This is a genomic window from Burkholderia sp. RS01 (genome assembly GCF_039748055.1).
Taxonomy (GTDB): domain Bacteria; phylum Actinomycetota; class Actinomycetes; order Actinomycetales; family Micrococcaceae; genus Arthrobacter.
Window position 1 is genome coordinate 210,971 of sequence record NZ_JBDLAK010000004.1, and the last position, 25,496, is coordinate 236,466.

The following is a 25,496-nucleotide window of genomic DNA, read 5'->3' on the forward strand; positions in this document are numbered from 1 at the left end:
CTACGCAAAGCTCAGCAGCACCTTGCCGGATTCGGCGGAGTTGCGGGCGACGGTGAAGGCTTCGAGGGCGTCCTGGACCGGGAATTCGTGCGTGATGACGGGTTCGATGTGCAGGGTACCGTCGGCGAGGGCGGCGATGACGTCATCGATTTCATCGTTGAACCGGAAGGAGCCCTTGAGGTCCAGTTCGCGGGTGATGGCCAGCGAGATCAGGACCGGCTGCGGGCCGGTGGGCAGCAGCCCGACCAGCACCACGGTCCCGCCGCGGGCGGCGCCCCCAATGGCCGAGGCCAGCCCGTGATGGTTCCCGGAGGACTCAATCACGACGTCGGCCTCGACGGCGGCAATCGCGTCCGCGTCGCCGGCGGCCAGGACCTCGTCCGCGCCCACCGCGGCGGCGATCTCGAGCGGTTTGGCGTGCATGTCGACCGCGACGATCCGGGCCGCGCCGGCCCGCTTCAGCACCGCGACGGCCAGCGCCCCGATGGGCCCGGACCCGATCACCAGGGCGGTCTTGCCCGCCACGTCCCCGGCCCGGGCCACCGCATGCCAGGCCACACTTGCGGGTTCGATCAGCGCCGCGGTGCGCAGGTCAAGGCCTACCGGCAGCGGCCGGAGCATCCGCACCGGCAGGCTCACGTAGCGGCTGAACGCGCCGTCGGTGTGCGGGTAGCGGGCCGCGCTGCCCAGATAGGTGCAGCCCGGTGAGAGGTTGGGCCGGTCCGCCGGATACCGGGCCGCGCCCGGACCCGGGGTGGCCGGATGCACCGCGACCGGGGTGCCCGCGGCCGGGCCGGACCCGTCCGCGGCGGCCCGCACCACCCGCCCGGAAATCTCATGCCCGAGCACCAGCGGCGCCCTCAGGATCGACTCGCCCGCCGCACCGTGCAGCCAGTAATGCAGGTCCGAGCCGCAGATCCCGCCGTACAGGACCTCCACCACGGCCTCCTCCGGCCCCGGCACGGCCAGCGGGACCTCCTCGATCCGCAGGTCACCCTGCGCGTGCGCGACCACCGCCAGGCCCGACACCGGCAACGCCGTTGAAGCCTCTGCCTCTGTTGATGCCGTCATCACACCACCACCGTCATTCCGCCGTCGATGAAAATCGTCTGCCCGTTCACGAAATCCGAACCGTCCGAGGCCAGCCACACCGCCGGCCCGGCCAGGTCCTGCACCGTGCCCCACCGGTGCGCCGGCGTCCGGCCCAGGATCCAGGCATTGAACTCCCCGTCATCGACCAGGTTCTGCGTCATCTCGGTATGGATGTAGCCCGGCGCGATCCCGTTGATCTGCAGCCCCGAGCCCGCCCACTCCGCGGTCATCGCCCGGGTCAGGTTCCGCAGCCCGCCCTTGGCCGCAACGTACGGGGCGATCGTGGGCCGGGCCAGGTCCGTCTGCACCGAACAGATATTGATGATCTTCCCGCGCCCGCGCGCAATCATGTGCCGGGCCGCCTCCCGGCCCACCAGAAACGCGCTGGTCAGATCCGTGGCAATCACCCGCTCCCAGTCCTTCACATCCAGCTCCAGCATCGGCACCCGGTGCTGGATCCCGGCGTTATTCACCAGGATCTGCAGCGGACCCACCTGCTCCTCCACCCACGCAATACCCCGCGCAGCCTCGGCATCATCCGTGACATCAAACGCGCAGCCACGCACCCGGCCCGGCGCATAATCCGCCGCCATCGCCGCCTCGGCATCCTTAAGCCGCTCCGGATTCAGCCCGTTCAGCACCACCGTGGCACCGGCATCCGCCAGCGCCCGCGCCAACGCATTACCGATCCCCCGGCTCGAACCCGTCACCAACGCTATCCGCCCGGACAGATCAAAAAGTGCACTCATTCTGGAAGGGTCCCTCTCTTCGCGGCGTCCGCTGTTGTCCTGCTGAGATTCGAAATGGTCTGCCTTACGACGGCGAGATCCTGGTCCCCCAGACCCTGCCGTTTGAGTTCCGCGTAGAGTTCGACGCCGGCCCTCGCCATGGGGACAGCTGCACCGGCCGCTTCGGCCGACTCAACGACGAAGGAAAGGTCCTTGTGCATGAACTTGGCGGGCCCGGTGGGTGTGTAGTCCTTGCGCACGAGCCGCGGGCCGACGATGTCCAGGACCCTGCTTCCGGCAAGTCCGCCGGCGAGCACCTCGTAAAGTGCCGCGACTTCCAGGCCGGAGCGCTCGGCGAGCTCTGCCGCTTCGGCGAGCGCCGCCGTCGTGGTTCCCACGATCAGCTGGTTGCAGGCCTTCGCGAGTGATCCAGCGCCGAGGGGGCCCAGCAGCCGGACCGTGGTTCCCATGGCTTCGAACAGCGGCTGCAGCCTGCGGAAGTCAGCTGCGTCGTCGGCTCCGGCCATGATGGCCAGGGTCCCGTCCGTAGCGCCGACGGTGCCCCCGCTGACCGGCGCGTCGACCACCACGGCATTGCCCGCGCTGGCTTCCCACACGCGGCGCCCGAATGCGCGGACGCCCTCGGGGGAAACGCTGCTCATGACCACCAGGGCGGTGCCGCGCGCGGGAGGACTGTCCGCCCAGCTGGCCAGCAGCCCCGCCGAGGCCTCCTCTATGTTTGCCAGATCCGGGAGCATGAAGACGGTCACGGGCTCGTCGCGGAGTCCTGCCACCTCACTTGCCACCTCGCCGCCACGCTGCCGGAATTCTTCCGACGCGGCGGGCGAGCGGTTCCAGGCGGTGACGGACCATCCGTTCCTGAGTAGGTTTGCCGCCATGGGCGCCCCCATCAGTCCCAGGCCGACGAAGCCTGCTCTCTGTACATTCATATGCAGCGCAACCTCACATCTTCGTGGTTAATGTATGGAAATCTGTTCAGTATCCTAGCCTCTATTCAGTATGATGAACACTATGACGACTGAAACCATCGTCGCGATCGCCGTCCCGCTCGAAGCCGAGCTGGTGGAACGCATCCGCGCCGTAGACCCTTCCGTGACCGTTCTCTACGAACCCGAACTGCTGCCTCCGGAGCGCTTCCCGGCCGACCATGCCGGCGACCCGGCCTTCAGCCGCACCCCCGAGCAGGAGGAGCGCTACTGGGGGATGCTGGGCCAGGCCCAGGTGCTGTACGGCCTTCCGAACGAAAGCCCCGCAGGGCTGGCCCGGATAGCGCGGGAAAACCCGCGCCTGCAGTGGATCCACGCCATGGCGGCCGGGGCAGGCGGGGCCGTGAAGGCCTCCGGCCTCGACCCCGAAACGCTGAACAAGTTCATGGTGACCACGTCGGCAGGAGTCCACGCCCTGCCGCTGGCCGAGTTCGCCGCACTGGGGATCCTCAACGGCTTCAAGCGGAGCGCCGAACTTGCCCAGGACCAGGCCGCCAAGGTCTGGCCGGAACTGCGGACCCCGACGCGACTGGTCAGCGGCTCATCGCTGGTGGTCACCGGGCTCGGCGAAATCGGCCTCGAAACGGCACGGATCGCCCGAGCCCTCGGCATGAAGGTCAGCGGGACCAAGCGGAACGTGGAGCCAATCGAGGGCATCGAAGAAGTGGCCGACAACAGCGGCCTCGCCGGCCTGCTGGCCTCCGCCGACGCCGTCGTGAACACCCTGCCCGGCACGCCCTACACGGAGCGGCTCTTCAACCGCGAAATCTTCGCGGCCATGAAGCCGGGCACCGTGTTTGTGAACGTGGGACGCGGAACCGTGGTGGATGAGGATGCGTTGCTGGAGGCCCTGGAAAGCGGCCAGGTTTCGTATGCCTGCCTCGACGTGTTCGCCGTGGAGCCGCTCCCCCAGGACAGCCCGCTGTGGGACCACCCCAAGGTGATGGTGTCGCCGCACACGTCAGCCCTGAGCGCCGCTGAAAACCGCCTCATCACGGAACGGTTCTGCAGCAACCTGCGGACCTTCCTCGACGGCGGCGAACTCCCCCACCTCGTGGACACGGTCCACTTCTACTAGAACGCACTGCTCCTGACCCCAAGGGCGACTCCTCCGGAAACGGAAGGGCCGCCCTTTGCGGTTCAAAAGGTCCTCATCCGGCGTAATCTTTCGACATGATGGGCGCCGGCCGCTACGAGGAACCGCTGCAGCACCTTCCACCGGGAATTCCTCGCCGGCATGCCGAATACACACCTGCACCGGACGCCCCCGCTCCTGCGCCGACCAACGTTGGTGGTTACGACGAACTGCTGGCCTACTTCCATTCCATCGGGCACGATCTACCCCGCTCAGAAGAGGGCCTTGCAGCCATCGATCGGCTGATGGATGGCTTCACGGACCGAGCCGCTCTGGCCAAGCTGGTCCGCGCCATCGGCATGTTCTATGGCAACCTCCTTACTCACACTGTCCCTGGGGCTCATTGGGAAGTCATTGAAGACGGCAGCCCGTGCGTCCGGGTGACCCGGAAAACTGCAGTTTCCGTCGTCTCTGTCGCCGAGAAGCGCTTGGTCAGGCGTACGCCGACTCTCCTGCAGAACTATGCGCACGTATTGGAAATCGTGGCGTCTGAAACCTGACTCAGTAGGCCTGGAAACAGCGAAAGGCCGCGCCCCCTCCCTTGTGGAAGGGGCCGCGGCCCTGGCGAAGTAACAGTGCTGCGAGCTGGCGTGGCGCTAGCTGGCGTCTTCGGTGAGCAGGAGGTCGCGGCCCACGGTCTCAGGAGTGAAGAACGTGGTAACAAAGGAGATCAGCGCAAGCACCAGTGAGTAGAACGCGAGGACCAGCCAGGAGTGGTGGGTTGCCGCCAGGAGCGATGCCCCCACCAGCGGAACCAGCCCGCCCGCCATGACAGCCGAGAGCTCCCGGCTCATGGCCACACCGGTGAAGCGGTACTGGGAACCGAAAAGCTCAGGCAGCAAGGGGCACTGCGGGCCGAGCATGGACTGGACGCCCAGGGCGATGCCCACCACCATGACCACCCAGACCAGCGTGACATTGCCCAGGGTGACCAAGTAGAACGCCGGGAGCGCGATGACAGCCTGGAAGAGCGCGCCGTAGCGGTACACCGGCACGCGGCCGAACTTGTCCGACAGTGCACCGAAAGTGACCACCATGACGGCAGCGAAGCCTGCTGCGATGAGGAGTCCAACGGGACCGATGAACTTGTCGCCCGGGAATACCCCGTCCTTCGAAGCCAGGAATGCGATCAGGAGAGCGGAGTAGATCGAAGAGTTGCCGTTCTCGCCCATGCGCAGGCCGATGCCGATGAGGACGTTCTTTTTGGAGTGCTTCCACAGCTGGCCGATGGGGTTCTTGACCACACTCTTGTGCTTCTCCAGCTCCTGGAAGACCGGGGTTTCCTTGAGCCGAAGCCGGATGAATATGGCCACCGCAATCAGGATCACGCTCGCCAGGAACGGCACACGCCACAGCCAGCCTTCCAGGACAGCTTTGTCGGCCATGGCAATCAGCGCAAAGGTTCCGGCACCAAGGAGTGTGCCCAGCTGGATACCGACGAACGGCAAGGACGCGAAGAAGCCACGACGGCGGCGCGGTGCGACTTCGGAAATAAGCGTCGTGGCGCCGGCCTGCTCGGCTCCCGCACCGAGCCCCTGCAGGATGCGCAGCGTCACGAGGAGGACTGCGCCGAGCATGCCCGCCTGCTCAAACGTGGGCAGCAGGCCGATCGCGAAGCTGGCGGAGCCCATCAGGCCGATGGTCAGGATGAGCACCATCTTGCGGCCGAACCTGTCGCCGATGTAGCCGAAGATCATGCCGCCAAACGGGCGGGCGGCGAAACCCACACCGTAGGTCGCGAAGGACGCGATCAGCGCGCCGTCGTCGCCGAGCGGCTTGAAGAACAGCGGCCCGAAGATCAGGGCCGTAGCGAGCCCGTAAATGTAGAAGTCGTAGTACTCCAGAGCGGAGCCGACGGAGCTGGCAAGAGTTGCCCTTCGCAGCTGTTGCGGATCGACGACGGCGCCGTCCGCATCAGCCAGCGGTGAATCAGTACGAGTAGTCACAAGCACTCCCTCAAAGACACAACAGGCCCCCGTTGGCCTGTGGGATAGCGGCAACACCATGGCGTCGATCACTATGTTGAACAGAGTACAACATGATGAACAACTCGCCAATACCCAAGGTTGCCACGCACCCCAAGGCGCTAATGTGACGCGGATCGCAGGCTTGTTCAGCCCATGGGATTGCCCAAGGACCTCGCAAGTTCATTGAGCTCCTTGACCATTTGGGAGCCCTGCTCCTCGGAGAACGTCGCCTTGAGCGCGGTCACCGAAAGCCCCAGGCTGGGCCCGTGAGCACCGCGGGTCGGCACGGACACGGCGAGGCAGACAACGCCTGTGGTGGATTCCTCATCTTCGAAGGCGTAGCCCTTCTCGCGGATCTCCCGGAGCTGTGCCTTGAGTTCCGCCCCCGTGCGCAAGGACTTCGGGGTCAGCACCGGAAGCTCCGCATCATCGGCAAACATGGCGTCGATGTCATGGTCATGGAGCCGGGCAATAAGGGCCTTGCCCACAGCACACAGCGAAACCGGCATTTTGTCACCGATGTTGGATGTCAGCCTGACGGCCGGATGGCCCTCATAACGAGCAAGGTAGATCACGTTGGTGCCATCCAGCATTGCGATGCGGACGGTTTCCCCGGAGAGGGTGGGTGCCTGCTCGCAGAAGCGGTAGAACTCCTGCACCTCGTCAAGCCGGCTCAGGTACGCTGCACCGAGCTCGACCAGCTTGCGGCCGAGGGTATATTCGGCTCCCTGCCGGCTGATCAGCCGCGCCTCCTCGAGGGCGAGCAGCAGGTTGGACGTCGACGACTTGGGTATGCCCAGCTCGCGGGCCAGGTCACTGAGGGTCAGCCGGCCCGTGGCCGATCCTGCGAGGGCCTCCAGAACGGCTGCCGCCCTGGTGACAGCCGGCGCCGGCGAAGTGCTGCCCAATCCGTCGTTGGGCCGGGCGGTGCGGGAATCGACCATGATTCTCCTTCAATCGGTGCGCGCTCTGACAGCGCGGGCAGCTTCGGCGGCCAGCCTTGGCAACACAGCGGAAGCCCGCAGCATCTGTTCATTTGGCTGAACACTTACCATCATAATGGCTTTTGCCGTCAATGGGCCCAGCGTCCGGCACCGAAGCGGGAGGCAGGAGATCAATGGGAGAGCACGGCGAAGTCAATTACAGACGGAACGGCGAAACAGTTTCGTGTTTCCAAATGTTCACGGTATATTCAAAGTAAGCCTTCCACCGCGGCATCCCCCAATAGTCGCGGTGGAAGGCTTTTCCAATTTAAGCCGCATCTTTAAGCCGCATCGGCAATGGCGCTGCGCAGCTTCCAGCCGCCACCCAGGCCGTCGCGCATGATCTCCATAGTGGTCAGGGCCGAGCCTTCGTTCCGCCCCAATCTCGCCTGAAGGCGCCACACCTCCACGTCCACGCGGCTGAGGCCCAGGGGCATTCTGCGCTCGGCCTCCCACCAGCTGACGCGTTCGAACCAGCGGACCGGCTCAGCCCCAACAGTCCACTCACGGCCGCCACGGATGACGGCACCGGGCCGGCCGTCGGTAGCGGTTTTCACCAGTACATGTTCCATGCCCGCAGACTATGGCGGGGCAGTGACAATTTAGGGTCCGGCTTTCAAAGCACGGCTTTAGGGTCCGGCGGCAGCAGCCGGAGGGCATCCCCCGGGCAACACAAAACCCCGCCCGGCAGGACAGGCCTGCGGACGGGGTTTTCGTGGTGGGTCCTACCGGGATCGAACCGATGACATCCACGGTGTAAACGTGGCGCTCTACCAGCTGAGCTAAAGACCCATTTCGCCGACTTTCACGCCGAAGCGCTCCAACCAACGAACATAGACTCTACCGGATCAAAGGCCTGAAACGCCAATCCGGGTCAGGGCTCCGGAAGTCCGGGCAGCTCCGCGGCCAGCCAGGCAAGTGCCTCACTCACCCCGGCTGCGAGCTTGATGGTTGCAAGCTCATCGCCGCGGGTATCGCCGCGATTAATGATGACCACGGGCTTGCCCTGTTTCGCGGCATGCCGGACGAAGCGAAGCCCGCTCATGACGCTGAGCGAGGAACCGGCGACCAGCAGCGCGGCGGCCTGGTCCACCATGGCATAGGCGCGCTCAACCCGGTCCTTGGGGACGTTCTCGCCGAAGTACACGAAGTCCGGCTTGAGGACACCCCCGCAGGCAGGGCACCGCGCAACCACGAAGCCGCCGACAAGTTCAGCGTCCTCCACTGTGGCGTCGGCATCCGGCGCGATTTTACCGGCTCCGGATTCCAGTGCCCGGCGCAGGAAGTCCGGATTCAGCTCCTCCAGGACGGCTGCGAGGAGCTGCCGGGAGTATGTACGTTTGCAGTCCAGGCAGATCACCCGGTCAAAACGGCCATGCAGGTCAACCACGTTCACGCTGCCGGCGTCCTCGTGCAGGCGGTCCACATTCTGCGTGATCAGCCCGGTGAGGAGGCCCCGCCGCTCCAACGCGGCAACCGCGGCGTGGCCCGCATTGGGATCAGCCCGGCGGAGGTGGGACCAGCCGATGTGGTTCCGTGCCCAGTACCTTTGCCGGTTCGCCGCATCCTGCACGAACTCCTGGTACGTCATGGGCGACCTCGGCGGCGAATCGGGCCCCCGATAATCCGGGATCCCCGAATCCGTGCTCAGGCCGGCGCCGGTCAGGAGCGCCATGCGCAGCCCGGACAGCAGTTCCTTGATGCCGCCCAGCACTTCGAGGTCATCGGAAGACGGGTGCGCCCGGGGCGCGGGCGGCTGACTGGCAAAACCCGTCAGGCCGATCCCGCTGCGCCGCTGGTCCATGAGTCGGACCTAGGCCAGCCCCGCCAGCACGCGGCGGTATTCGCCGAGGTCGCGGGCCTGGCCCCGGGGGTTGACGACGACATAGCGGACGGTGCCGCCGCCGTCGATGATGAAGGTTCCGCGGCGCGCCATTCCGCTGTCCGCGTCAAAGACGCCGTACTTTTCAGCCACGGCGCCATGCGGCCAGAAGTCAGCCAGCAGGCTGAAGCCGTAGCCCTCTTGCTCGGCATACGCCCGCAGGGCGAATTTGCTGTCGACCGAGACGGCCAGGATTTCGGCGTCGGAATGCTCAAAGACAGCAAGGTTGTCCCTGATCTCGCACAACTCGCCGGTACAGATGCCGGAGAAAGCGAACGGATAAAAGACCAGGACCACGTTGCGGCCGCGGAAGTCGGCCAGCCGGACGGGCTCACCAAACTGGTTCACCAGCGTGAAATCCGGCGCCTGCTCCCCTACCGCGGGCGCACTGACGACGTCCGTTGTGGCAACGGAGCCGGGTGCCGTCACTTGTTCTTCCTGGTCACCAGGCGGGTGGCGCTCCAGTCCTTGGACACACCCGCTGATGTAGTGAGGTGAAGCCCGGCAGTGGGCGCGGCTTCCTGGATCTCTGCGGGGGACACGTAACCGGACCTCCCCGACTTCGGCGTCAGCACCCAGACCACACCGTTCTCGCTCAGTGTGGTCAGTGAATCCATGAGCGTGTCCACGAGGTCGCCGTCGCCGTCCCGCCACCAGAAGATGACGGCATCCACAACGTCATGATCGTCTTCGTCCAGGAGTTCAGACCCGGTGAGATCCTCTATGTCGTCACGCAAGTCGAAGTCGACGTCGTCGTCGTAACCGAACTCCTGAATCAGATCCCCGTTCTTGAAACCCAATTTTTCCGCCACATTTACCGAAGTGGCGGCGTCGGCCTCGCTCACGTGTTCCTCCTATGAATGGTGATATCGATTACTCCAAGCCAACACCCTTTAGGCGTGTGCTTCAAGCCAGTGCGGCCGCGGTGCGGCTTATTCTGCGTCACACAACCAGTATGACGGTCAAATACGGCAGGGGCGTCAGGCGCGGCTACGCATCGGCAAGCCGTCACAGCTAGAGTGACTGGTGACATCTATGCCTGCGGGGCGACCGCCCTGGATCAATTGGCAGTCGTAGACGAGATAAAACCCTGCCCGGCGCACATGACCGGGCTGTTGTAACCGATATGTCGCACACGTCGCGTTCACGCCGGGCAGCTACCCTGCCGGACCTGAGGGCGCCGATGAATGCGCGCAAAGAGAGGTTGGACGTGGCTGCAGGAGAAGATACCTCCCATATCCTCAGCGGGTTGACTAACCAGCTGCCTGATCGTGATCCGGAAGAGACCGCCGAGTGGGTTGAGTCCCTGGATTCGCTGATCAGGGAACAGGGCACCGAGCGTGCCCAATACATCATGCGCAGTCTCCTGCAGCGTGCCGGCGCCCAGAGCGTCGGGGTTCCGATGGTCACCACCACGGACTATGTGAACACGATCCCGGCGGACCAGGAAGCGGAGTTCCCGGGCAACGAGGAGTTCGAACGCCGGTACCGGGCGTACATGCGCTGGAACGCGGCCGTGATGGTGCACCGGTCCCAGCGGCCCGGGATCGGGGTGGGCGGGCACATCTCCACCTACGCCGGGGCCGCGACGCTGTACGAGGTCGGCTTTAACCACTTCTTCCGCGGCAAGGACCACCCCGGCGGCGGGGACCAGGTCTTCTTCCAGGGCCACGCCTCCCCCGGGATGTACGCGAGGGCGTTCATGGAGGGCCGGCTCACCGAGCAGGACCTGGACGGGTTCCGGCAGGAAAAGTCCAAGGCCGGGCACGCGCTCTCCTCCTACCCGCACCCGCGGCTGATGCCGGAGTTCTGGGAATTCCCCACCGTTTCGATGGGCATCGGGCCGATGAACGCGATCTACCAGGCCCAGTCCAACCGGTACCTGCACAACCGCGGCCTGAAAGACACCGCGGAGCAGCAGGTCTGGGCGTTCCTGGGCGACGGCGAAATGGACGAGCCCGAGTCCCGCGGCCTGCTCCAGCTCGCCGCGAACGAGAACCTGGACAACCTGAACTTCGTGATCAACTGCAACCTCCAGCGCCTGGACGGGCCGGTGCGCGGCAACGGCAAGATCATGCAGGAACTCGAGGCGTTCTTCCGCGGCGCGGGCTGGAACGTGATCAAGGTGGTCTGGGGCCGGGAATGGGATGACCTGCTCGCCCGCGACGCCGACGGGTCGCTGGTGAAGATCATGAACGAAACCCCGGACGGGGACTACCAGACCTACAAGGCCGAATCCGGCGGGTTCGTCCGCGAACACTTCTTCGGCAAGACCCCGCAGACCAAGGACATGGTCGCGGACCTGACCGATGACCAGATCTGGAACCTCAAGCGCGGCGGCCACGACTACCGCAAGGTCTACGCCGCGTACAAGGCCGCGACCGAATTCAAGGGCAAGCCCACCGTGATCCTGGCCAAAACGGTCAAGGGCTACGGACTCGGCCCGCACTTCGAAGGCCGCAACGCCACCCACCAGATGAAAAAACTCACCCTCGACGACCTCAAGAAGTTCCGCGACCACCTGCGGGTCCCGGTCACGGATGAGCAGCTCGAAAAGGATCCGTACCAGCCGCCGTACTTCCACCCGGGTACTGACGCGCCGGAAATCAAGTACATGATGGAACGCCGCGCCGCGCTCGGCGGCAGCGTGCCGGAACGCCGCGCCAAGCATGCCGACATCGCACTGCCTGAGGCCAAGACCTATGAGGTGGCCAAGCGCGGTTCGGGCAAGCAGCAGGCCGCCACCACCATGGCGTTTGTCCGGCTGCTCAAGGACCTGATGCGGGACAAGAACTTCGGCAAGCACATCGCGCCGATCATCCCGGATGAGGCCCGCACGTTCGGCATGGACGCGTTCTTCCCCACCGCCAAGATCTACAACCCCAAGGGTCAGAACTACCTGTCCGTGGACCGGGACCTGGTCCTGGCCTACAAGGAGTCCGCCCAGGGCCAGCTGATCCACCCCGGCATCAACGAAGCCGGCGCCGTCGCGGCGTTCACTGCCGCCGGAACCGCGTACGCCACCCACGGCGTGCCGCTGGTCCCGGTCTACGTGTTCTACTCCATGTTCGGCTTCCAGCGCACCGGCGACGCCTTCTGGGCCGCAGCCGACCAGATGAGCCGCGGCTTCATCATCGGCGCCACCGCAGGACGGACCACCCTCACCGGCGAAGGACTCCAGCACGCCGACGGCCACTCCCCGCTGCTTGCCTCCACCAACCCGGCCGTGGTCACCTACGACCCCGCCTACGGCTACGAAATGGGCCACATCGTGCGGGACGGACTCGAGCGTATGTACGGTCCGGACTCCACGGACCGGAACCTGATGTACTACATCACGGTCTACAACGAGCCCATCATCCAGCCGGCAGAGCCGGAGGAGCTGGACGTTGAGGGAGTCCTGAAGGGCATCTACCTGCTGGCGCCGGCCAAGATCGACGGCCCGCGCACGCAGATCCTTGCCTCCGGTGTTTCGGTGCCGTGGGCCCTGGACGCGCAGCGGATCCTGGCAGAGGACTGGGGCGTCTCCGCGGACGTCTGGTCCGTCACCTCCTGGAACGAGCTCCGCCGCGACGGCCTGGCCGCCGAGGAAGAGGCGTTCCTGAACCCCGGCGAACCGGCCCGGGTCCCCTTTGTGGCCCAGCAGCTCGCCGGGGCCACCGGTCCGATTGTGGCGGTCTCCGACTACATGAAGGCCGTCCCGGACCAGATCCGCCAGTTCCTGCCGAACGAGTTCGCTTCGCTCGGCGCCGACGGATTCGGCTTCTCCGACACCCGCGCCGCTGCACGCCGCTTCTTCAAGAACGACACCCACTCGGTGGTGGTGCGGTCGCTGGAGCTGCTGGCCCGCCGCGGCGAGGTTGACGCCCAGGCGCCGGCGCAGGCGATTGAGAAGTACCGCCTGCTCGACGTCAACGCCGGCACCACCGGCAACGCGGGCGGCGAGTCCTAACCGCTGCTGGTTGAGCCTGCCGAAACCTGGTTCCGGCAGGCTCAACCGGCGGGGTTCCCTCTCTGCACAACGTAACGACGACGGTCCCCACCAAAGGTGGGGGCCGTCGTCGTCGTTTTGCCGTGCTGCGGCAGTGCCAATGCGGCGCCGATGGCGCGTTGTGATGCAGCACAACCGGGGTTGTAGCCTTTACACAAAATGGAGGTTGCCGGGCAGGCCCCGTATGCTCGATGCATGCCCGAGCCAACCCCCGCCCCTGCCAAGCGCAAACCGCCGGCGCGCACCATGACGCCGGAAAAGACAGAGACCCTGAAAAAGCTCCGGGCCAGTGTTGGCCAGTTGTCGACAACCACCATGCGGCAGCTGGAAAAGTCGTTGCCCTGGTACAGCCGGCTCAGCTCCGACGAACGCTCCGCGCTGGGACTTGTGGCGCAGAACGGCATTGCCGCCTTTGTCACCTGGTACGAGCGGCCCAGTTCCCCGTCCTGGATCCTTTCCGACGTCTTTGGCACGGCACCCACCGAGCTCACCCGCTCCATCAGCCTGCAGAAAGCACTCCAGCTGATCCGGATCGTGGTGGAAGTGGTCGAGGACCAGGTCCCCGTCATCGCTCCCGAGGCGGACCAGCCGTCGCTGCGCGAGGCCGTGCTGCGGTACTCGCGCGAAGTTGCCTTCGCCGCCGCCGATGTGTATGCGCGGGCCGCCGAGTCCCGCGGCTCCTGGGACACCCGGCTCGAGGCCCTGATCGTGGACGCCATCCTGCGCGGCGAGAATACCGATGCGCTGCGGTCCAGGATCGCCGCCCTCGGCTGGAAGGCCCAGGAGCGCTTCACCGTGATGGTGGGGAACTCGCCGTCGGAACCCAGCGCCAGCTACGTGAGCGAGCTCCGGCGGACCGCGGGCCGGTACGCGGAAGACGCCCTGGTGGGCATCCAGGGCGACCGCCTGATCCTCATTCTGGGCGGCGTCCACGACCGCGAAACGGCGTACCTGAAGCTGAGCGAGATGTTCGCGCCTGGTCCGGTGGTCTACGGCGCCGAGGCGAGTTCGCTCCTCGAAGCCAGCAGCTCTGCGCAATCAGCGTTCGCCGGGCTCACCGCCGCACGGGCCTGGCCCTCGGCGCCGCGCCCGGTAGCCGCGGACGATCTCCTTCCCGAGCGGGTCATTTCCGGTGATGACGCGGCGCGCCGGTCGCTGGTGAAGAACATTTACCGGCCGCTTCTGGCCGCCTCCAACGGCCTGGTGGAAACCCTCGGCACGTACCTCGAATTGGGGCACTCGCTCGAGGCGACCGCGCGGGAACTCTTCGTCCACGCCAACACGGTGCGCTACCGCCTCAAGCGCGTTTGTGACGTCACGGGCTGGGATCCGCTGCTCCCCCGGGAAGCCTTTGTGCTTCAGGCCGCACTCGTCGTGGGGCGGCTCTCGACGCCGCCCAAGCCCGCCGTGGAGCGCCATTCGGCGCGGAACTCGAACTGAACCGTTGTAGACTTCCTACAAACTGACCCAGTGAGCTTGGTGTACGGAAACACCATGAATCACGCGGTAATTTGGAAAGCTGGATACGTGCTTGCAATCGTCTGCCCTGGACAGGGCTCACAGACCCCCGGATTCTTGGCCCCTTGGCTGGAACTGCCTTCCGTAGCAGGCCATCTGGCCTCCCTCAGCGAAATCGCAGGCATCGACCTCACGGCGCACGGGACCACCTCCGATGAGGACACCATCAAGGACACCGCCGTTGCGCAGCCCCTGATCGTGGCCGCCGGGCTCGTGGCCGCGAAGTCGCTGTTCGACGTCGAACTCAGCTCGCTGCCGGTCATCCTGGCCGGGCACTCGGTCGGAGAGATCACGGCATCGGCCCTGGCCGGTGTGCTGACCGAAAAAGAAGCCATGACATTCGTCCGGGTCCGCGCCAACAGCATGGCCGAGGCCGCCGCTGTCACGCCGACCGGCATGAGCGCCGTGGTGGGCGGGGACCCCGCCGAGGTCCTCTCGGCCATCGAAGCCGCCGGCGCCACGCCGGCCAACGTCAACGGCGCTGGCCAGGTCGTTGCCGCCGGAACCTTTGACCAGCTCAAGGCCCTGGCCGAGAATCCCCCGGCCAAAGCACGCGTCATTCCGCTCAGGGTGGCCGGAGCCTTCCACACCTCGCACATGGCACCGGCCGTGAGCGCCCTGGAGGCCCTGAAGCCCGAGCTCCAGCCGCAGGCCCCGGCAGTCCCGCTCCTGTCCAACTTCGACGGCCAGGAAGTCACGGATGGCGCTGCCGCCGTCGACCGCATGATCGCGCAGGTGTCCCGCCCGGTCCGCTGGGACCAGTGCATGGACTCGCTCGTGCAGCGGGGCGTCACCGGCGTCATCGAACTGGCGCCGGCAGGCACCCTGGCCGGCCTCGCCAAGCGCGGCATGCCGGGCGTGAAGACCGTGGCCGTGAAAACCCCCGAAGACCTGTCCGCAGCCCTTGCACTATTCGCAGAACTGGAAGGACAGGCATGAGCGTTCCCACGCTGAAGCAGTCGCCCGCCAACGAGCACACCCGCATTCTGGGCATCGGCGCTTACCGGCCGGACGTTATCGTGACCAACGACGACGTCTGCCAGTGGATCGACTCCTCCGATGAGTGGATCCGCCAGCGCACCGGCATCATCACCCGCCACCGTGCGCCCGCGGACGTCAGCGTCATCGACATGGCCGAAGGCGCCGCCCGCGAGGCGCTGCAGTCGGCCGGCATCGAGGCCTCCCAGCTCGGTGCGGTGATTGTCTCCACCGTGACGCACCCGTTCGCCACTCCGTCAGCGGCCGCCAGCCTCGCGGACCGCCTCGGCGCGACGCCTGCTCCGGCCTTCGACATCTCCGCCGCCTGCGCCGGGTACTGCTACGGCATCGCCCAGGGCGACGCACTGGTCCGCTCCGGCACCGCGCAGTATGTGCTCGTGGTCGGCGCCGAGAAGCTTTCCGACGTCATCGACAACACCGAACGCACCATCTCCTTCCTGCTGGGCGACGGCGCCGGCGCGGTCGTCATCGGCCCGTCCGAGACGCCCGGGATCGGTCCGTCGGTCTGGGGTTCGGACGGCAGCAAGTGGGACGCCATCGGCATGACCCACTCCCTGCTGGACGTGCGGGAATACTCGGCAGCCCACCAGGACGGCTCCACTCAGCATGCCAGCGCCCTCAGCGCGGACGAGGTTGCCGTCACGGATGCGGCCATCTGGCCGACACTGCGCCAGGACGGCCAGACCGTCTTCCGCTGGGCCGTGTGGGAAATGGCGAAGGTGGCTCAGCAGGCCCTGGACGCCGCAGGCATCCAGGCCGAAGACCTGGTCGCCTTCATTCCGCACCAGGCCAACATGCGGATCATCGACGAAATGGTCAAGAAGCTCAAGCTCCCGGAATCCGTCACCGTGGCCCGGGACATCGCCGACGCCGGCAACACCTCGGCCGCGTCCATCCCGCTGGCCACACACCGGCTGCTCCAAGAAAACCCGGAGCTGAGCGGCGGCCTGGCCCTGCAGATCGGCTTCGGCGCCGGGCTGGTCTTCGGCGCCCAGGTAGTTGTCCTTCCTTAAGGAATACCCAAACCAAGCCGCAACCGCGGTTTGCATCATTTCCGGCATCCTCTGCCGGCAATAACAAGAAAAGGAGCCATCAATGGCTAGCAACGAAGAGATCCTGGCCGGACTGGCTGAAATCGTCAACGAAGAGACCGGCCTGGCCCCGGAGGCAGTCGAGCTGGACAAGTCCTTCACCGAGGACCTGGACATCGACTCCATCTCCATGATGACGATCGTCGTCAACGCTGAAGAGAAGTTCGGCGTCCGCATCCCGGATGAAGAGGTCAAGAACCTCAAGACCGTCGGCGACGCCGTCAGCTTCATCGCCGGCGCCCAGGCAGCCTGATAAAGCTCCAGCCGCACGTCGGCTGAACCCGGCTGGCCGGTCCGGAGAACACGTTCCCGGACCGGCCAGCCGAAGCACCACCACTGAATTTTCTCGCAGACCCCCTCCGCACGCCCCCGACTCAGGCCTCCGGCCCAGCAGCACAGGACACGGCACGCGCACCGACAGAGAGTGATCCCATGACACGCAAAGTAGTCATTACCGGTCTGGGTGCCACCACGCCCATCGGCGGCGATGTACCCACTATGTGGAAGAACGCGCTGAAGGGGGTCTCCGGCGCACGCACGCTCGAAGATGACTGGGTAGCCAAGTACGAACTGCCGGTCCACTTCGCCGCCCGCTGCTCCACCCCCGCCCTTGAGGTCCTGAGCCGCGTCGAGGCCAAGCGCATGGACCCGTCCACGCAGTTCGGCGTTATTGCCGCCCGTGAGGCCTGGGCTGATTCCGGCATCACCGAAGTTGACCACGACCGCCTGGCCGTTGCCTTCGCCACCGGCATCGGCGGCGTTTGGACCCTCCTCGACGCGTGGGACACGCTGAAGGAGAAGGGACCCCGCCGGGTCCTGCCCATGACCGTCCCCATGCTCATGCCCAACGGCGTGGCCGCCGCGGTGAGTCTTGACCTGGGTGCCCGGGCCGGCGCGCACACGCCCGTCTCCGCCTGCGCTTCCGGCACGGAAGCGCTGCACCTCGGCCTGGACCTGATCCGTTCCGGCAAGGCCGACGTGGTCATGTGCGGCGGCGCCGAAGCCGCCATCCACCCGATGCCCCTGGCCGCGTTCTCCTCGATGCAGGCACTCTCCCGCCGCAACGACGATCCGGAGCACGCCTCACGCCCCTACGACCTGGGCCGCGACGGCTTCGTCATGGGGGAGGGTGCAGGCGCCCTGGTCCTCGAGGCCGAGGAGCACGCCCTGGCCCGCGGAGCGCGGATCTACGCCGAACTGGCCGGCACGTCCGTGACGTCCGACTCGTACCACATCACCGCTCCGGACCCCGAAGGCCTCGGTGCCACCCGCGCCCTCAAGGCTGCCATGTTCGACGGCCGGATCCAGGCCGAGGACGTGGTGCACGTCAACGCCCACGCCACCTCCACCCCGGTGGGCGACAAGCCCGAGTACACCGCGCTGCGCGCCGCCCTGGGATCGCACGTGGACAACGTGGCGGTCTCCGCCACCAAGTCGCAGATGGGCCACCTGCTCGGTGCCTCGGGTGCCGTTGAGGCTGTCCTCACGGTGCTTGCCGTTTACGAACGCAAGGCACCGCTGACCATCAACCTCGAGAACCAGGATCCGGAGATCCCGCTCGACGTCGTTACCTCCTCGCGGGATCTTCCCGCCGGAGACATCGTGGCGCTGAGCAACTCGTTCGGCTTCGGCGGCCACAACGCCGTCATCGCCGTTCGCAGCGTGTGATCACGACAGACCACTGAAGAAGCCCCCGCCGGTTGGCGGGGGCTTCTTCGTTGCTATGGGGGAGGGAGCGTCAGCCCACTTGGTGCAGCCAGCGCACAGGTGCACCTTCGGCAGCGTGCCGGAAGGGTTCCAGCTCCTCGTCCCACGCCTCGCCGAGCGCCAGGGAGAGTTCATGGTAAACGGCCGAGGGATCGCCCGCACCGGACTCGTAGGCGTAACGGATGCGGTCTTCCGAGACCATGATGTTGCCGTGGACGTCCGTCACGGCATGGAAAATGCCCAGCTCCGGCGTGTGGGACCAGCGGCCGCCGTCCACGCCCTGGCTGGGTTCTTCGGTGACCTCGAAGCGCAGGTGGGCCCAGCCCCGGAGGGCAGACGCCAACTGCGCACCTGTCCCCTGCGCGCCGGTCCAGGACAGTTCCGAGCGGAACATACCGGGCGCGGCGGGCTGAGCGGTCCACTCGAGATCTGTGCGCTTGTCCACGACAGATCCGATGGCCCACTCAACGTGAGGGCACAGTGCGGTAGGGGCCGAGTGAATAAACAGCACACCGCGGGTCATTGCAACAGACATTCCATCCTCCATAGCTGTAGGTACGTCTTCCCCAACGACCTTCATGGATGGATGTTTGCTGCTCAGGTGCCGCGTGGCGCCGGTAATTCCTGCCAATCTATGAAAATAATGCCGGACTCACAAGAGCACCGAAAGCCGCTGGCTTAAAGCACAACTTGAAAGTTGCCGGACCTGGGTCTTATTGTGCCGTACCCCGCCTAATTACGCCAGTGCAATTCGGCGCGCCGTAGGAGGGTGCTTCATCCGGAGCCGCTTAACGCAACCTACGCCCGCGGGTGGGCCTGCTGGTAACTGCTCCGCAGCCGGTCCACCGACACATGGGTGTAGATCTGCGTGGTGGCCAAGCTGCTGTGGCCCAGGATTTCCTGCACCGCCCGGAGATCAGCGCCGCCGTCGAGAAGGTGCGTGGCCGCCGAATGCCGCAGCGCGTGTGGACCGGTGGCTGCCGTATCGCCCAGGGCCTCGAAGAGGCCTTTCACCACGCTCCGCACCTGGCGCTGGTCCACCCTGCCGCCCCGTGCGCCAAGGAACAGCGCGGGCCCGCTGCCGGCGGAGACGAGTTTCCCGCGGCCGCGGCGCAGCCAGTCGTCGACGGCGAGCGCGGCCGGCAGGCCGTAGGGAACCGTCCGCTCCTTATTGCCCTTGCCCAGCACACGCAGGGTCCTCCGGTCCGGATCGAGGTCGTCAACATCGAGGCCTGCGAGCTCGCCGACGCGGATACCCGTGGCATAGAGCAGTTCAACGATGGCCAGGTCGCGCAGCGGCATCGGCGAAGCGTCCTGTGCCGCGTCCTTCAGTCCGGCCAGGAGCCGGACGAGCTGCTGCTGCTGGAGCACGCCGGGCAGCGAGCTCTCTTTCTTCGGCGCCTTCAGCCGGAGTGCCGGGTCGGCGTCGATGAGCTCCTCACGCAGCGCCCACGCGGTGAAGCTCCGGGCGGTGGCGGACCGACGCGCCAGCGTGGAACGGGACACGCCCGACTCGCTCTGGGCGCCAAGCCAGCGCCGCAGCGTCCCGAGTTCCAGCCCGCCCAGATCCGTGACACCCTCCGTGGCCGCGAACGCCAGCAGTCTGCCGACGTCGGAAAGGTAAGCGCGCACCGTGTGTTCGGACCGCGCCCTTTCGCCGGTCAGGTACCGACCGAATCCGCTCACGGCCAGGGTGAGCGCCGGCGGCAGTTGTACTTTCTCCACGCTCCCACTTTCCCAGCATTTGGCGCCCGATCAAGGAGCGAACCCGGCGCGCCGCCGCGGCCGCCCCCGCGTCTTCAGCCGGCGGTCTTTGTCCGCTTCCAGCCGCCGCTGCCTGACTCCGCGAGTCCGAGCAGGTTCAGCCTGCCCAGGCCTGCCCGGACCGATTCGACACCGAGTCCGGCAACGCTGCTCAGCTTCTCGACGGAACTGGCGGACCTGAGCGGAAGGGCGTCTAGCAGAATCAGGTCCTCGAGGGTCAGGCCGTCGTGGTCGGCCGGCCTGCCCGGCTGCACGTCGGGCAGGGATTCCCCGCTCGGCGAGGCCAGCTCGGCTATCTCCGCGGCGTCGGTCACGCAGACCGCCCCGCCCTCCCGCAGCAGCCTGTGGCAACCGGCGGAGTTGGCGCTGTGGACCGATCCCGGAACGGCCCCCACGGCCCTTCCCAGCGACTCGGCGTGGTGCGCCGTGTTGAGCGCGCCGGACCTCCATCTGGCCTCAACGACGACAGTCACGGAGGCCAGGGCGGCGATGATCCTGTTGCGCTGCAGGAACCTGTAGCGCGTGGGGGCAGAACCCGGCGGCACCTCGGCTATGACGGCCCCCTGGTTGGCCACGGCCCGCAGCAGGTCCTCGTTTCCCGAGGGGTAGAAGCGATCCACGCCGCCGGCCATCACCGCAATGGTCGGCATCGGACCCGAGCCTCCCGCCAAGGCGGCCCGGTGCGCGTGCGCATCGATGCCATAGGCGCCGCCGGACACCACGGTGAACCCCCGCTGCGCGAGCGAGTAGGCAAGATCGCCGGTGACCGATGCACCGTAGCTGGTGCTGTCCCGGGAACCGACCAGTGCCACCGATTTCGCCGCCGGCGGCAGTTCCAGCTCGATTCCCCTCCACCACAGGCAGATGGGCTCGTGAATGCCCAGGTCAGCCAGTTGCCCGGGCCACAGTTCGTCTCCCGGAATGATCATCCGGCCGCCCAGCCGTTCCAGCGTCGCCAGGTCGCGTTCGGGTGCGAGGTCCGGGATCCTGGGCGCCCAGCGTTTCAGGGCCGCAGCCATGCCGGCCCACGACGTTACGGAGCCATGCTCCGCCAGTACGCCGGTGATTTCCTGTTCCAGTGCGGGGCCGTAGCCCAGCTGGCCGGTGGCAATGCCCAGCGCGTCCAGGGCACCGGTAACCTGCACCAGCGCAAGCCCTGCCGCGTCCTGCGGTTCCATCAGCCTGGACAGGGCGGCGCGCGCCAGTCTCTCGTTCTCCATGTGGTGTCCTTTCAGGCGGCTGCCGAAGCAACCTGGCGTAGGCTCAGTGCCTGTCCGATGTCGTCTGCGTCCGGCTGGTCCCTGCTGCCGAGATCGGCCAGCGTCCAGGCGAGCCGGAGTACGCGGTCATAGCCGCGCGCGGTGAGCACGCCCCTTTCGAGGGAATGGTCCAGGATGCGAGTGGTCGCCGGCGTGAGCCGCAAGTCGCCCCGAAGCACCCTTCCGGGCACCTGCGAATTGGTTTCCATGCCGAGCGGACGAAGCCGCTGCAGCTGACGCGCCCGGGCGGCAAGGACCCGCCCTCCGACCGTCGCGGTGTCCTCTTCTCCCCCGGACTGACCGAAGTCCGCCAGGGAAACCCGGTCCACCTGCAACTGGATATCCACCCTGTCAAGCAACGGTCCGGACATCCGCGCCAGATACCTGCGACGCATCGTTGGCGTGCAGGTGCATTCGACGCCCTTACCCGAGGCTTTGCCGCACGGGCAGGGGTTGGCCGCCAGGACCAGCTGGAAGCGTGCCGGGTAGGCGGCGGTGCCTGCTGAACGGTGAATCACAAGCTCACCGCTCTCGAGGGGCTGCCGGAGTGCGTCCAGCACGCGGCGCTCGTACTCCGGCGCCTCATCAAGGAAAAGAATCCCCCGGTGCGCGCGGGACGCTGCACCGGGCCGCGGCAGTCCGGAGCCGCCGCCGATGATGGCCGCTGATGTCGCCGTGTGATGGGGATTTTCAAAGGGCGGGCGACGGACCAGCTGCAGCGACGACGACCGGAGCTGGCACAGGGAATGAATGGCCGTAACCTCCATCGCCTCGGTATCGCCGAGATCGGGAAGGAGCCCGGGCAACCGTTCCGCCAGCATCGTCTTGCCGGCGCCGGGGGGACCGGTGAGCAGCAGGTGGTGGGCGCCTGCGGCGGCCACCTCCAGGGCCCTGCGCGCATCTCCCTGGCCCGAGACGTCACACATGTCCGGGACGCCCACGCCAACGGATTCGGAGTCGTCCCCGGCGGGTTCATCCTCCGGCTCGAAATCGAGGGCAAGTTCCTGGGGATCGGCCCCGAAGTCGAAGGCGAGCCGGGCGAGGGTCTTGTATCCCTGGACCCGCGCGCCGGGTACGAGGGCCGCCTCAGCGGCATTGGCCTGGGCGACGACGACGTCCGTGTACCCGGCCTGCACGGCCGACATCACGGCCGGGAGCACGCCACGGACTGGCCGAAGCTGGCCGTCCAGGCCGAGCTCGGCGATGAAGACCGTGCGCCCCGTGGTCCTGATGTCATCCGCTGCGCGCAGCGTGGCCATGGCAATCGCCAGGTCAAAACCGGAACCGCGCTTGGGCAGCGACGCGGGGATGAGGTTGGCAGTGATCTTCCGCCGGCTCAGCGGAATGCCGGAGTTCTGGGCAGCCGAACGGATCCGTTCCTTGGCTTCGTTGAGCGACGCGTCAGGCAGGCCCAGGATGACAAAGGCGGGCAGCGTCTGGCCGATATCTGCCTCGACCTCCACGATGTAGCCGTTGAGCCCCACAAGGGCGACCGAGTACGTTCGTCCCAAGGCCATTACCCCACCCCCTTGAGGTGTTCAAAGGTCGGCTCGCACACGCCGTCGTCCAGGACGGCAATGACGTCAACGCGCCGCAGCGGCATCCGGAGCTCATGATCGCGGCACCAGGCTGAGCCTAGGCGATGCAGGCGGGCAAGCTTGTCCGAGCCCACGGCTTCGAACGGGTGGCCGTAGGCGAGCGACCGCCGAGTTTTCACTTCCGCAATGACGAGCGCATCGCCGTCCAGCGCAACGATGTCGATTTCGCCGTCGGGACAGCGCCAGTTACGCTCCACGATCAGCATGCCCAGCGATTCCAGATACCCGGCCGCGAGCTCTTCACCGCGCCGGCCCAGCAGGTCTTTGGCTTTCATTTCTACCTCCGCAACAAGACTGCGGGGGCTGCCTCACGCGGGACAGGGGCCTATCGCGCTATGTGGGAAACCCGCCCGAACAGGCGCTGTGGAGGGAAAGTGGCCGCGGTGGCAACCGGGTACAGCCGGGGGCGCGCACGAACGGCACCAGGCGTCTGATGGCGCCTCGGGGAGGGCTCGAGCTGCTACCGCAGCGGTCGGTGCGCCTAGTTGCCGAGGTCGACGTCCTTGGGCAGTGCGAGCTCCTCGCTGCGCGGGAGTTCCTCGACGTTCACGTCCTTGAACGTGATGACCCGGACGCTCTTCACGAACCGCGCGGAGCGGTAGACGTCCCAGACCCAGGCGTCCTGAAGCGTGAGGTCGAAGTAGACCTCGCCGTCGGCGCTGCGCGCCTGCAGGTCCACGTGGTTGGCAAGGTAGAAGCGCCGCTCTGTCTCGACCACGTAGCTGAACAGCCCGACGACGTCGCGGTATTCACGGTAGAGCTGGAGCTCCATGTCGGTTTCGTAGTTCTCAAGGTCTTCGGCACTCATGGTTCCATCTTGCACCATGCAGCGCGTCGCGCGCGCACCGGCTCCCTGCCGCCGAACCACAACAGGCACGGGCAGCGTCCAGGAACGGCTGTCCGGCCGGAAGGCCTACTCCGACAGCAGGTTCCAGCTGATCCGGTGGTACGGGCTGGGGCCGGCGGCCCGGATGGCTTCCCGGTGCGCGGCCGTCCCGTAGCCCTTGTTGACGTCCCAGCCGAAGACCGGGTACTCGAGGTGCAGTTCCTGCATCGTGCGGTCCCGCTCCACCTTGGCCAGGACACTGGCGGCGGCAACGCTCAGGCACTGCATGTCGGCCTTGACCAGGGTGTGCACGGGCGCGTCGCAGCCCGGATCCGCCACCACCTCGTCAAACAGCGAGGGCTGGACGTCCGGCGACAGCCAGTTGTGGCTTCCGTCCAGCAGGACCACATCGGGCGTGATGCCCGTCCCCAGGATCTCGAACCACGCCCGGTTTCCGGCCGTGCGGAGGGCGCCCATGATGCCCAGTTCATCGATTTCACGGGCGCTGGCGTGCCCCACGGCGCAGGCGACGCTCCAGGCCCGGACCAGCGGGTCCAGCCGCTCACGGTCGGCTGCCTTCAGCAGCTTGCTGTCGCGGACGTCCGCCAGCAGCTTCATCTGCCTCAGGTCCACGACGGCGATTCCCACACTTACGGGCCCGGCCAGGGCCCCGCGGCCTACTTCATCGACGCCCGCCAGGTACCGCGCTCCCCGCGGCAGGAAGCGCTTCTCGTAGTCAAGCGTGGGTGCAACGGACATGTCTAGCCTGCCGGCGGGACGTTCTTGAAGACGTCCGGATAGTTGTCAAGGGCCGCCCAGCGGTTCAGCGGCCACGCGATGACGGCGGCCTTGCCCTCGATGTCGGCGATGTCCACGAACCCCCCGTTGGAGTCGGTGTGGGCGCGGGAGTCCGCGGAATGGTTGCGGTTGTCCCCCATGACCCAGACCTTGCCGGCCGGGACCACGACGTCGAAGTTGCGCACCAGGGGCACCTCGGCCGGGTTGACGTACTTCTCGTCCAGCGGAGCCCCGTTGACTGTGAGCTTGCCGTCCGCGTCGCAGCAGATGACGTGGTCGCCGGGCAGCCCGATGACGCGCTTGACGAGGTGCTGTTCGGAGTTGTCCGGCAGCAGGCCCACGAAGGTCAGCCCGTCCTCGACGAACGTAAATGGCCCGTCGGCTTTTTGCGGAGTGGGCGGCAGCCAGCCCTTGGTGTCCTTGAACACCACCACGTCCCCGCGTTCCAGGGCGAACGGCTCCGGCACCAGAAGGTTGACGAAGATGCGGTCGTTGATGTCCAGGGTGCTCACCATGGACTCGGACGGAATGTAGAAGGCGCGGAACAGGAATGTCTTGATCAGGAAGGACAGCACGACGGCGATCACCACCACCGTGGCGATCTCCTTCAGCCACAGCAGGAACGGGTTGCGGGCCGGAGTCGACTTCTTCCGTCCTTCGCCCGCACGCGCGGCCGTGGACTCCGCGTCCGCGGCGTCCGCCGCTGTGGACTCAGCCGCTGCGGACACTCCGGCTGCGGGCCGTCCCGGCGCGGCGCCGCCCGGGTGCTCCCGCGACGCACGCTCACGCGACCCAGGCACGCCGGACGCGCCGGACACAGGCACGCCGGAATCACGGTTTCCGAGTGCAGGGTGTCCTGGGGCGGAGTCGCCAGGGACATCCACGGCCGGAACGGGCTCTCCCGAAGCGTGCCTCCCCGGCCTGGCAGCGGTCCGCTGCGGCTCGGAAGTCCCGGGATCTGTTTCCGGCATCTACTGTCCGTCCTTAGTCGTTGTAGTGGGGGCCCCCGGCGGGCCCCCCGCCGAACCCAAACAATAAAAAGCCCCCGAGTAATGATAACGCCCAACCCAAACCAAGTACAAACCGAACAAAACCCCCCCCCCCCCCCCCCCCCCCCGGAGCAACCCCCCCCCCGCGGCCCCCCCCGCCCC

Annotated in this window: 25 protein-coding genes and 1 tRNA gene; 8 read left to right on the forward strand and 18 right to left on the reverse strand. The window is 66.7% G+C overall.

What is annotated here, in order from left to right:
- Genes ABFP37_RS06030 through ABFP37_RS06040 form a run of 3 tightly spaced genes read right to left on the reverse strand, consistent with a single transcriptional unit; the run spans position 1 to position 2,770 of the window.
- Entirely contained in the window at positions 1-1,071 is a 1,071-nt protein-coding gene (locus ABFP37_RS06030; protein WP_347033012.1) for an L-idonate 5-dehydrogenase, read from the reverse strand.
- Positions 1,071-1,841 (reverse strand): SDR family oxidoreductase, encoded by a 771-nt coding sequence (locus tag ABFP37_RS06035; RefSeq protein WP_078028757.1) that lies wholly within the window; start codon positions 1,839-1,841, stop codon positions 1,071-1,073. Before ABFP37_RS06035 ends, ABFP37_RS06030 begins: the two co-directional genes overlap by 1 nt.
- Positions 1,838-2,770, reverse strand: a complete 933-nt coding sequence (locus ABFP37_RS06040) for an NAD(P)-dependent oxidoreductase (protein WP_347033013.1) — start codon at positions 2,768-2,770, stop codon at positions 1,838-1,840. The genes ABFP37_RS06035 and ABFP37_RS06040 overlap by 4 nt, the downstream gene beginning before the upstream one ends.
- Positions 2,771-2,852: 82 nt before the next feature.
- Here ABFP37_RS06040 and ABFP37_RS06045 point away from each other — a divergent pair, with 82 nt between their 5' ends.
- Positions 2,853-3,905 carry a D-2-hydroxyacid dehydrogenase gene (locus ABFP37_RS06045; RefSeq protein WP_347033014.1) on the forward strand — a complete coding sequence of 351 codons (1,053 nt, stop codon included), beginning with the start codon at positions 2,853-2,855 and terminating at the stop codon, positions 3,903-3,905.
- Positions 3,906-4,000: 95 nt separating this feature from the next.
- Positions 4,001-4,462, forward strand: coding sequence for a DUF6278 family protein (locus ABFP37_RS06050; protein ID WP_347033015.1), 462 nt, complete (start codon positions 4,001-4,003; stop codon positions 4,460-4,462).
- 96 nt (positions 4,463-4,558) lie between these two features.
- Here ABFP37_RS06050 and ABFP37_RS06055 read toward each other — a convergent pair whose 3' ends face one another.
- The 7 genes from ABFP37_RS06055 to ABFP37_RS06085 form a co-directional block, all read right to left on the reverse strand.
- Entirely contained in the window at positions 4,559-5,908 is a 1,350-nt protein-coding gene (locus ABFP37_RS06055; RefSeq protein WP_139362849.1) for an MFS transporter, read from the reverse strand.
- 167 nt (positions 5,909-6,075) lie between these two features.
- On the reverse strand, positions 6,076-6,873 hold the full coding sequence (locus ABFP37_RS06060) for an IclR family transcriptional regulator (RefSeq protein ID WP_078028752.1): 798 nt from the start codon (positions 6,871-6,873) through the stop codon (positions 6,076-6,078).
- 320 nt (positions 6,874-7,193) lie between these two features.
- Positions 7,194-7,484 carry a hypothetical protein gene (locus tag ABFP37_RS06065; protein WP_078028751.1) on the reverse strand — a complete coding sequence of 97 codons (291 nt, stop codon included), beginning with the start codon at positions 7,482-7,484 and terminating at the stop codon, positions 7,194-7,196.
- A 144-nt stretch (positions 7,485-7,628) separates the two neighbouring features.
- Positions 7,629-7,704: transfer RNA gene (locus tag ABFP37_RS06070), tRNA-Val, on the reverse strand.
- A gap of 82 nt (positions 7,705-7,786) precedes the next feature.
- Positions 7,787-8,716, reverse strand: a complete 930-nt coding sequence (locus tag ABFP37_RS06075) for an NAD-dependent protein deacetylase (protein WP_347033016.1) — start codon at positions 8,714-8,716, stop codon at positions 7,787-7,789.
- A gap of 9 nt (positions 8,717-8,725) precedes the next feature.
- On the reverse strand, positions 8,726-9,223 hold the full coding sequence (locus ABFP37_RS06080) for a peroxiredoxin (RefSeq protein ID WP_078028749.1): 498 nt from the start codon (positions 9,221-9,223) through the stop codon (positions 8,726-8,728).
- Positions 9,220-9,639: a DUF3052 domain-containing protein gene (locus ABFP37_RS06085; protein WP_078028748.1), complete on the reverse strand. Its 420-nt coding sequence runs from the start codon at positions 9,637-9,639 to the stop codon at positions 9,220-9,222. The genes ABFP37_RS06080 and ABFP37_RS06085 overlap by 4 nt, the downstream gene beginning before the upstream one ends.
- Before the next feature lie 404 nt (positions 9,640-10,043).
- Between ABFP37_RS06085 and aceE the strand changes: the two genes are divergently transcribed.
- The 6 genes from aceE (at position 10,044) to ABFP37_RS06115 (ending at position 18,061) form a co-directional block, all read left to right on the forward strand.
- The gene (gene aceE / locus ABFP37_RS06090) at positions 10,044-12,746 is read left to right on the forward strand and encodes a pyruvate dehydrogenase (acetyl-transferring), homodimeric type (protein ID WP_347033017.1); all 2,703 of its coding nucleotides are present in this window, start codon (positions 10,044-10,046) and stop codon (positions 12,744-12,746) included.
- 234 nt (positions 12,747-12,980) lie between these two features.
- Positions 12,981-14,225, forward strand: coding sequence for a helix-turn-helix domain-containing protein (locus ABFP37_RS06095; protein ID WP_078026571.1), 1,245 nt, complete (start codon positions 12,981-12,983; stop codon positions 14,223-14,225).
- A gap of 87 nt (positions 14,226-14,312) precedes the next feature.
- Entirely contained in the window at positions 14,313-15,242 is a 930-nt protein-coding gene (locus tag ABFP37_RS06100; RefSeq protein WP_185982244.1) for an ACP S-malonyltransferase, read from the forward strand.
- Positions 15,239-16,315 (forward strand): beta-ketoacyl-ACP synthase III, encoded by a 1,077-nt coding sequence (locus ABFP37_RS06105; RefSeq protein WP_078026573.1) that lies wholly within the window; start codon positions 15,239-15,241, stop codon positions 16,313-16,315. Before ABFP37_RS06100 ends, ABFP37_RS06105 begins: the two co-directional genes overlap by 4 nt.
- An 82-nt stretch (positions 16,316-16,397) precedes the next feature.
- Positions 16,398-16,646, forward strand: coding sequence for an acyl carrier protein (locus ABFP37_RS06110; protein ID WP_078026574.1), 249 nt, complete (start codon positions 16,398-16,400; stop codon positions 16,644-16,646).
- 179 nt (positions 16,647-16,825) lie between these two features.
- Positions 16,826-18,061, forward strand: coding sequence for a beta-ketoacyl-[acyl-carrier-protein] synthase II (locus ABFP37_RS06115; protein WP_078026575.1), 1,236 nt, complete (start codon positions 16,826-16,828; stop codon positions 18,059-18,061).
- 70 nt (positions 18,062-18,131) lie between these two features.
- On the opposite strand, the gene ABFP37_RS06120 is transcribed toward ABFP37_RS06115, so the two are convergent.
- From ABFP37_RS06120 to lepB, 8 genes are all read right to left on the reverse strand, one after another.
- Positions 18,132-18,635 carry a DUF3145 domain-containing protein gene (locus ABFP37_RS06120; RefSeq protein ID WP_078026576.1) on the reverse strand — a complete coding sequence of 168 codons (504 nt, stop codon included), beginning with the start codon at positions 18,633-18,635 and terminating at the stop codon, positions 18,132-18,134.
- A 263-nt stretch (positions 18,636-18,898) separates the two neighbouring features.
- A complete protein-coding gene (locus ABFP37_RS06125) occupies positions 18,899-19,825 on the reverse strand; it encodes a tyrosine recombinase XerC (RefSeq protein WP_078026577.1) in 927 nt (308 codons plus the stop codon).
- A gap of 74 nt (positions 19,826-19,899) precedes the next feature.
- A complete protein-coding gene (dprA, locus tag ABFP37_RS06130; RefSeq protein WP_347033018.1) occupies positions 19,900-21,084 on the reverse strand; it encodes a DNA-processing protein DprA in 1,185 nt (394 codons plus the stop codon).
- An 11-nt stretch (positions 21,085-21,095) separates the two neighbouring features.
- Entirely contained in the window at positions 21,096-22,640 is a 1,545-nt protein-coding gene (locus tag ABFP37_RS06135; protein WP_347033019.1) for a YifB family Mg chelatase-like AAA ATPase, read from the reverse strand.
- Positions 22,640-22,996, reverse strand: a complete 357-nt coding sequence (locus ABFP37_RS06140; protein WP_078026598.1) for a YraN family protein — start codon at positions 22,994-22,996, stop codon at positions 22,640-22,642. Before ABFP37_RS06140 ends, ABFP37_RS06135 begins: the two co-directional genes overlap by 1 nt.
- Positions 22,997-23,202: 206 nt before the next feature.
- On the reverse strand, positions 23,203-23,529 hold the full coding sequence (locus ABFP37_RS06145) for a DUF2469 domain-containing protein (protein ID WP_056632617.1): 327 nt from the start codon (positions 23,527-23,529) through the stop codon (positions 23,203-23,205).
- A 105-nt stretch (positions 23,530-23,634) separates the two neighbouring features.
- A complete protein-coding gene (locus ABFP37_RS06150) occupies positions 23,635-24,306 on the reverse strand; it encodes a ribonuclease HII (protein ID WP_078026599.1) in 672 nt (223 codons plus the stop codon).
- Between the two features lie 2 nt (positions 24,307-24,308).
- Positions 24,309-25,316 carry a signal peptidase I gene (gene lepB / locus ABFP37_RS06155; RefSeq protein WP_347033020.1) on the reverse strand — a complete coding sequence of 336 codons (1,008 nt, stop codon included), beginning with the start codon at positions 25,314-25,316 and terminating at the stop codon, positions 24,309-24,311.
- Positions 25,317-25,496: the final 180 nt, after the last annotated feature.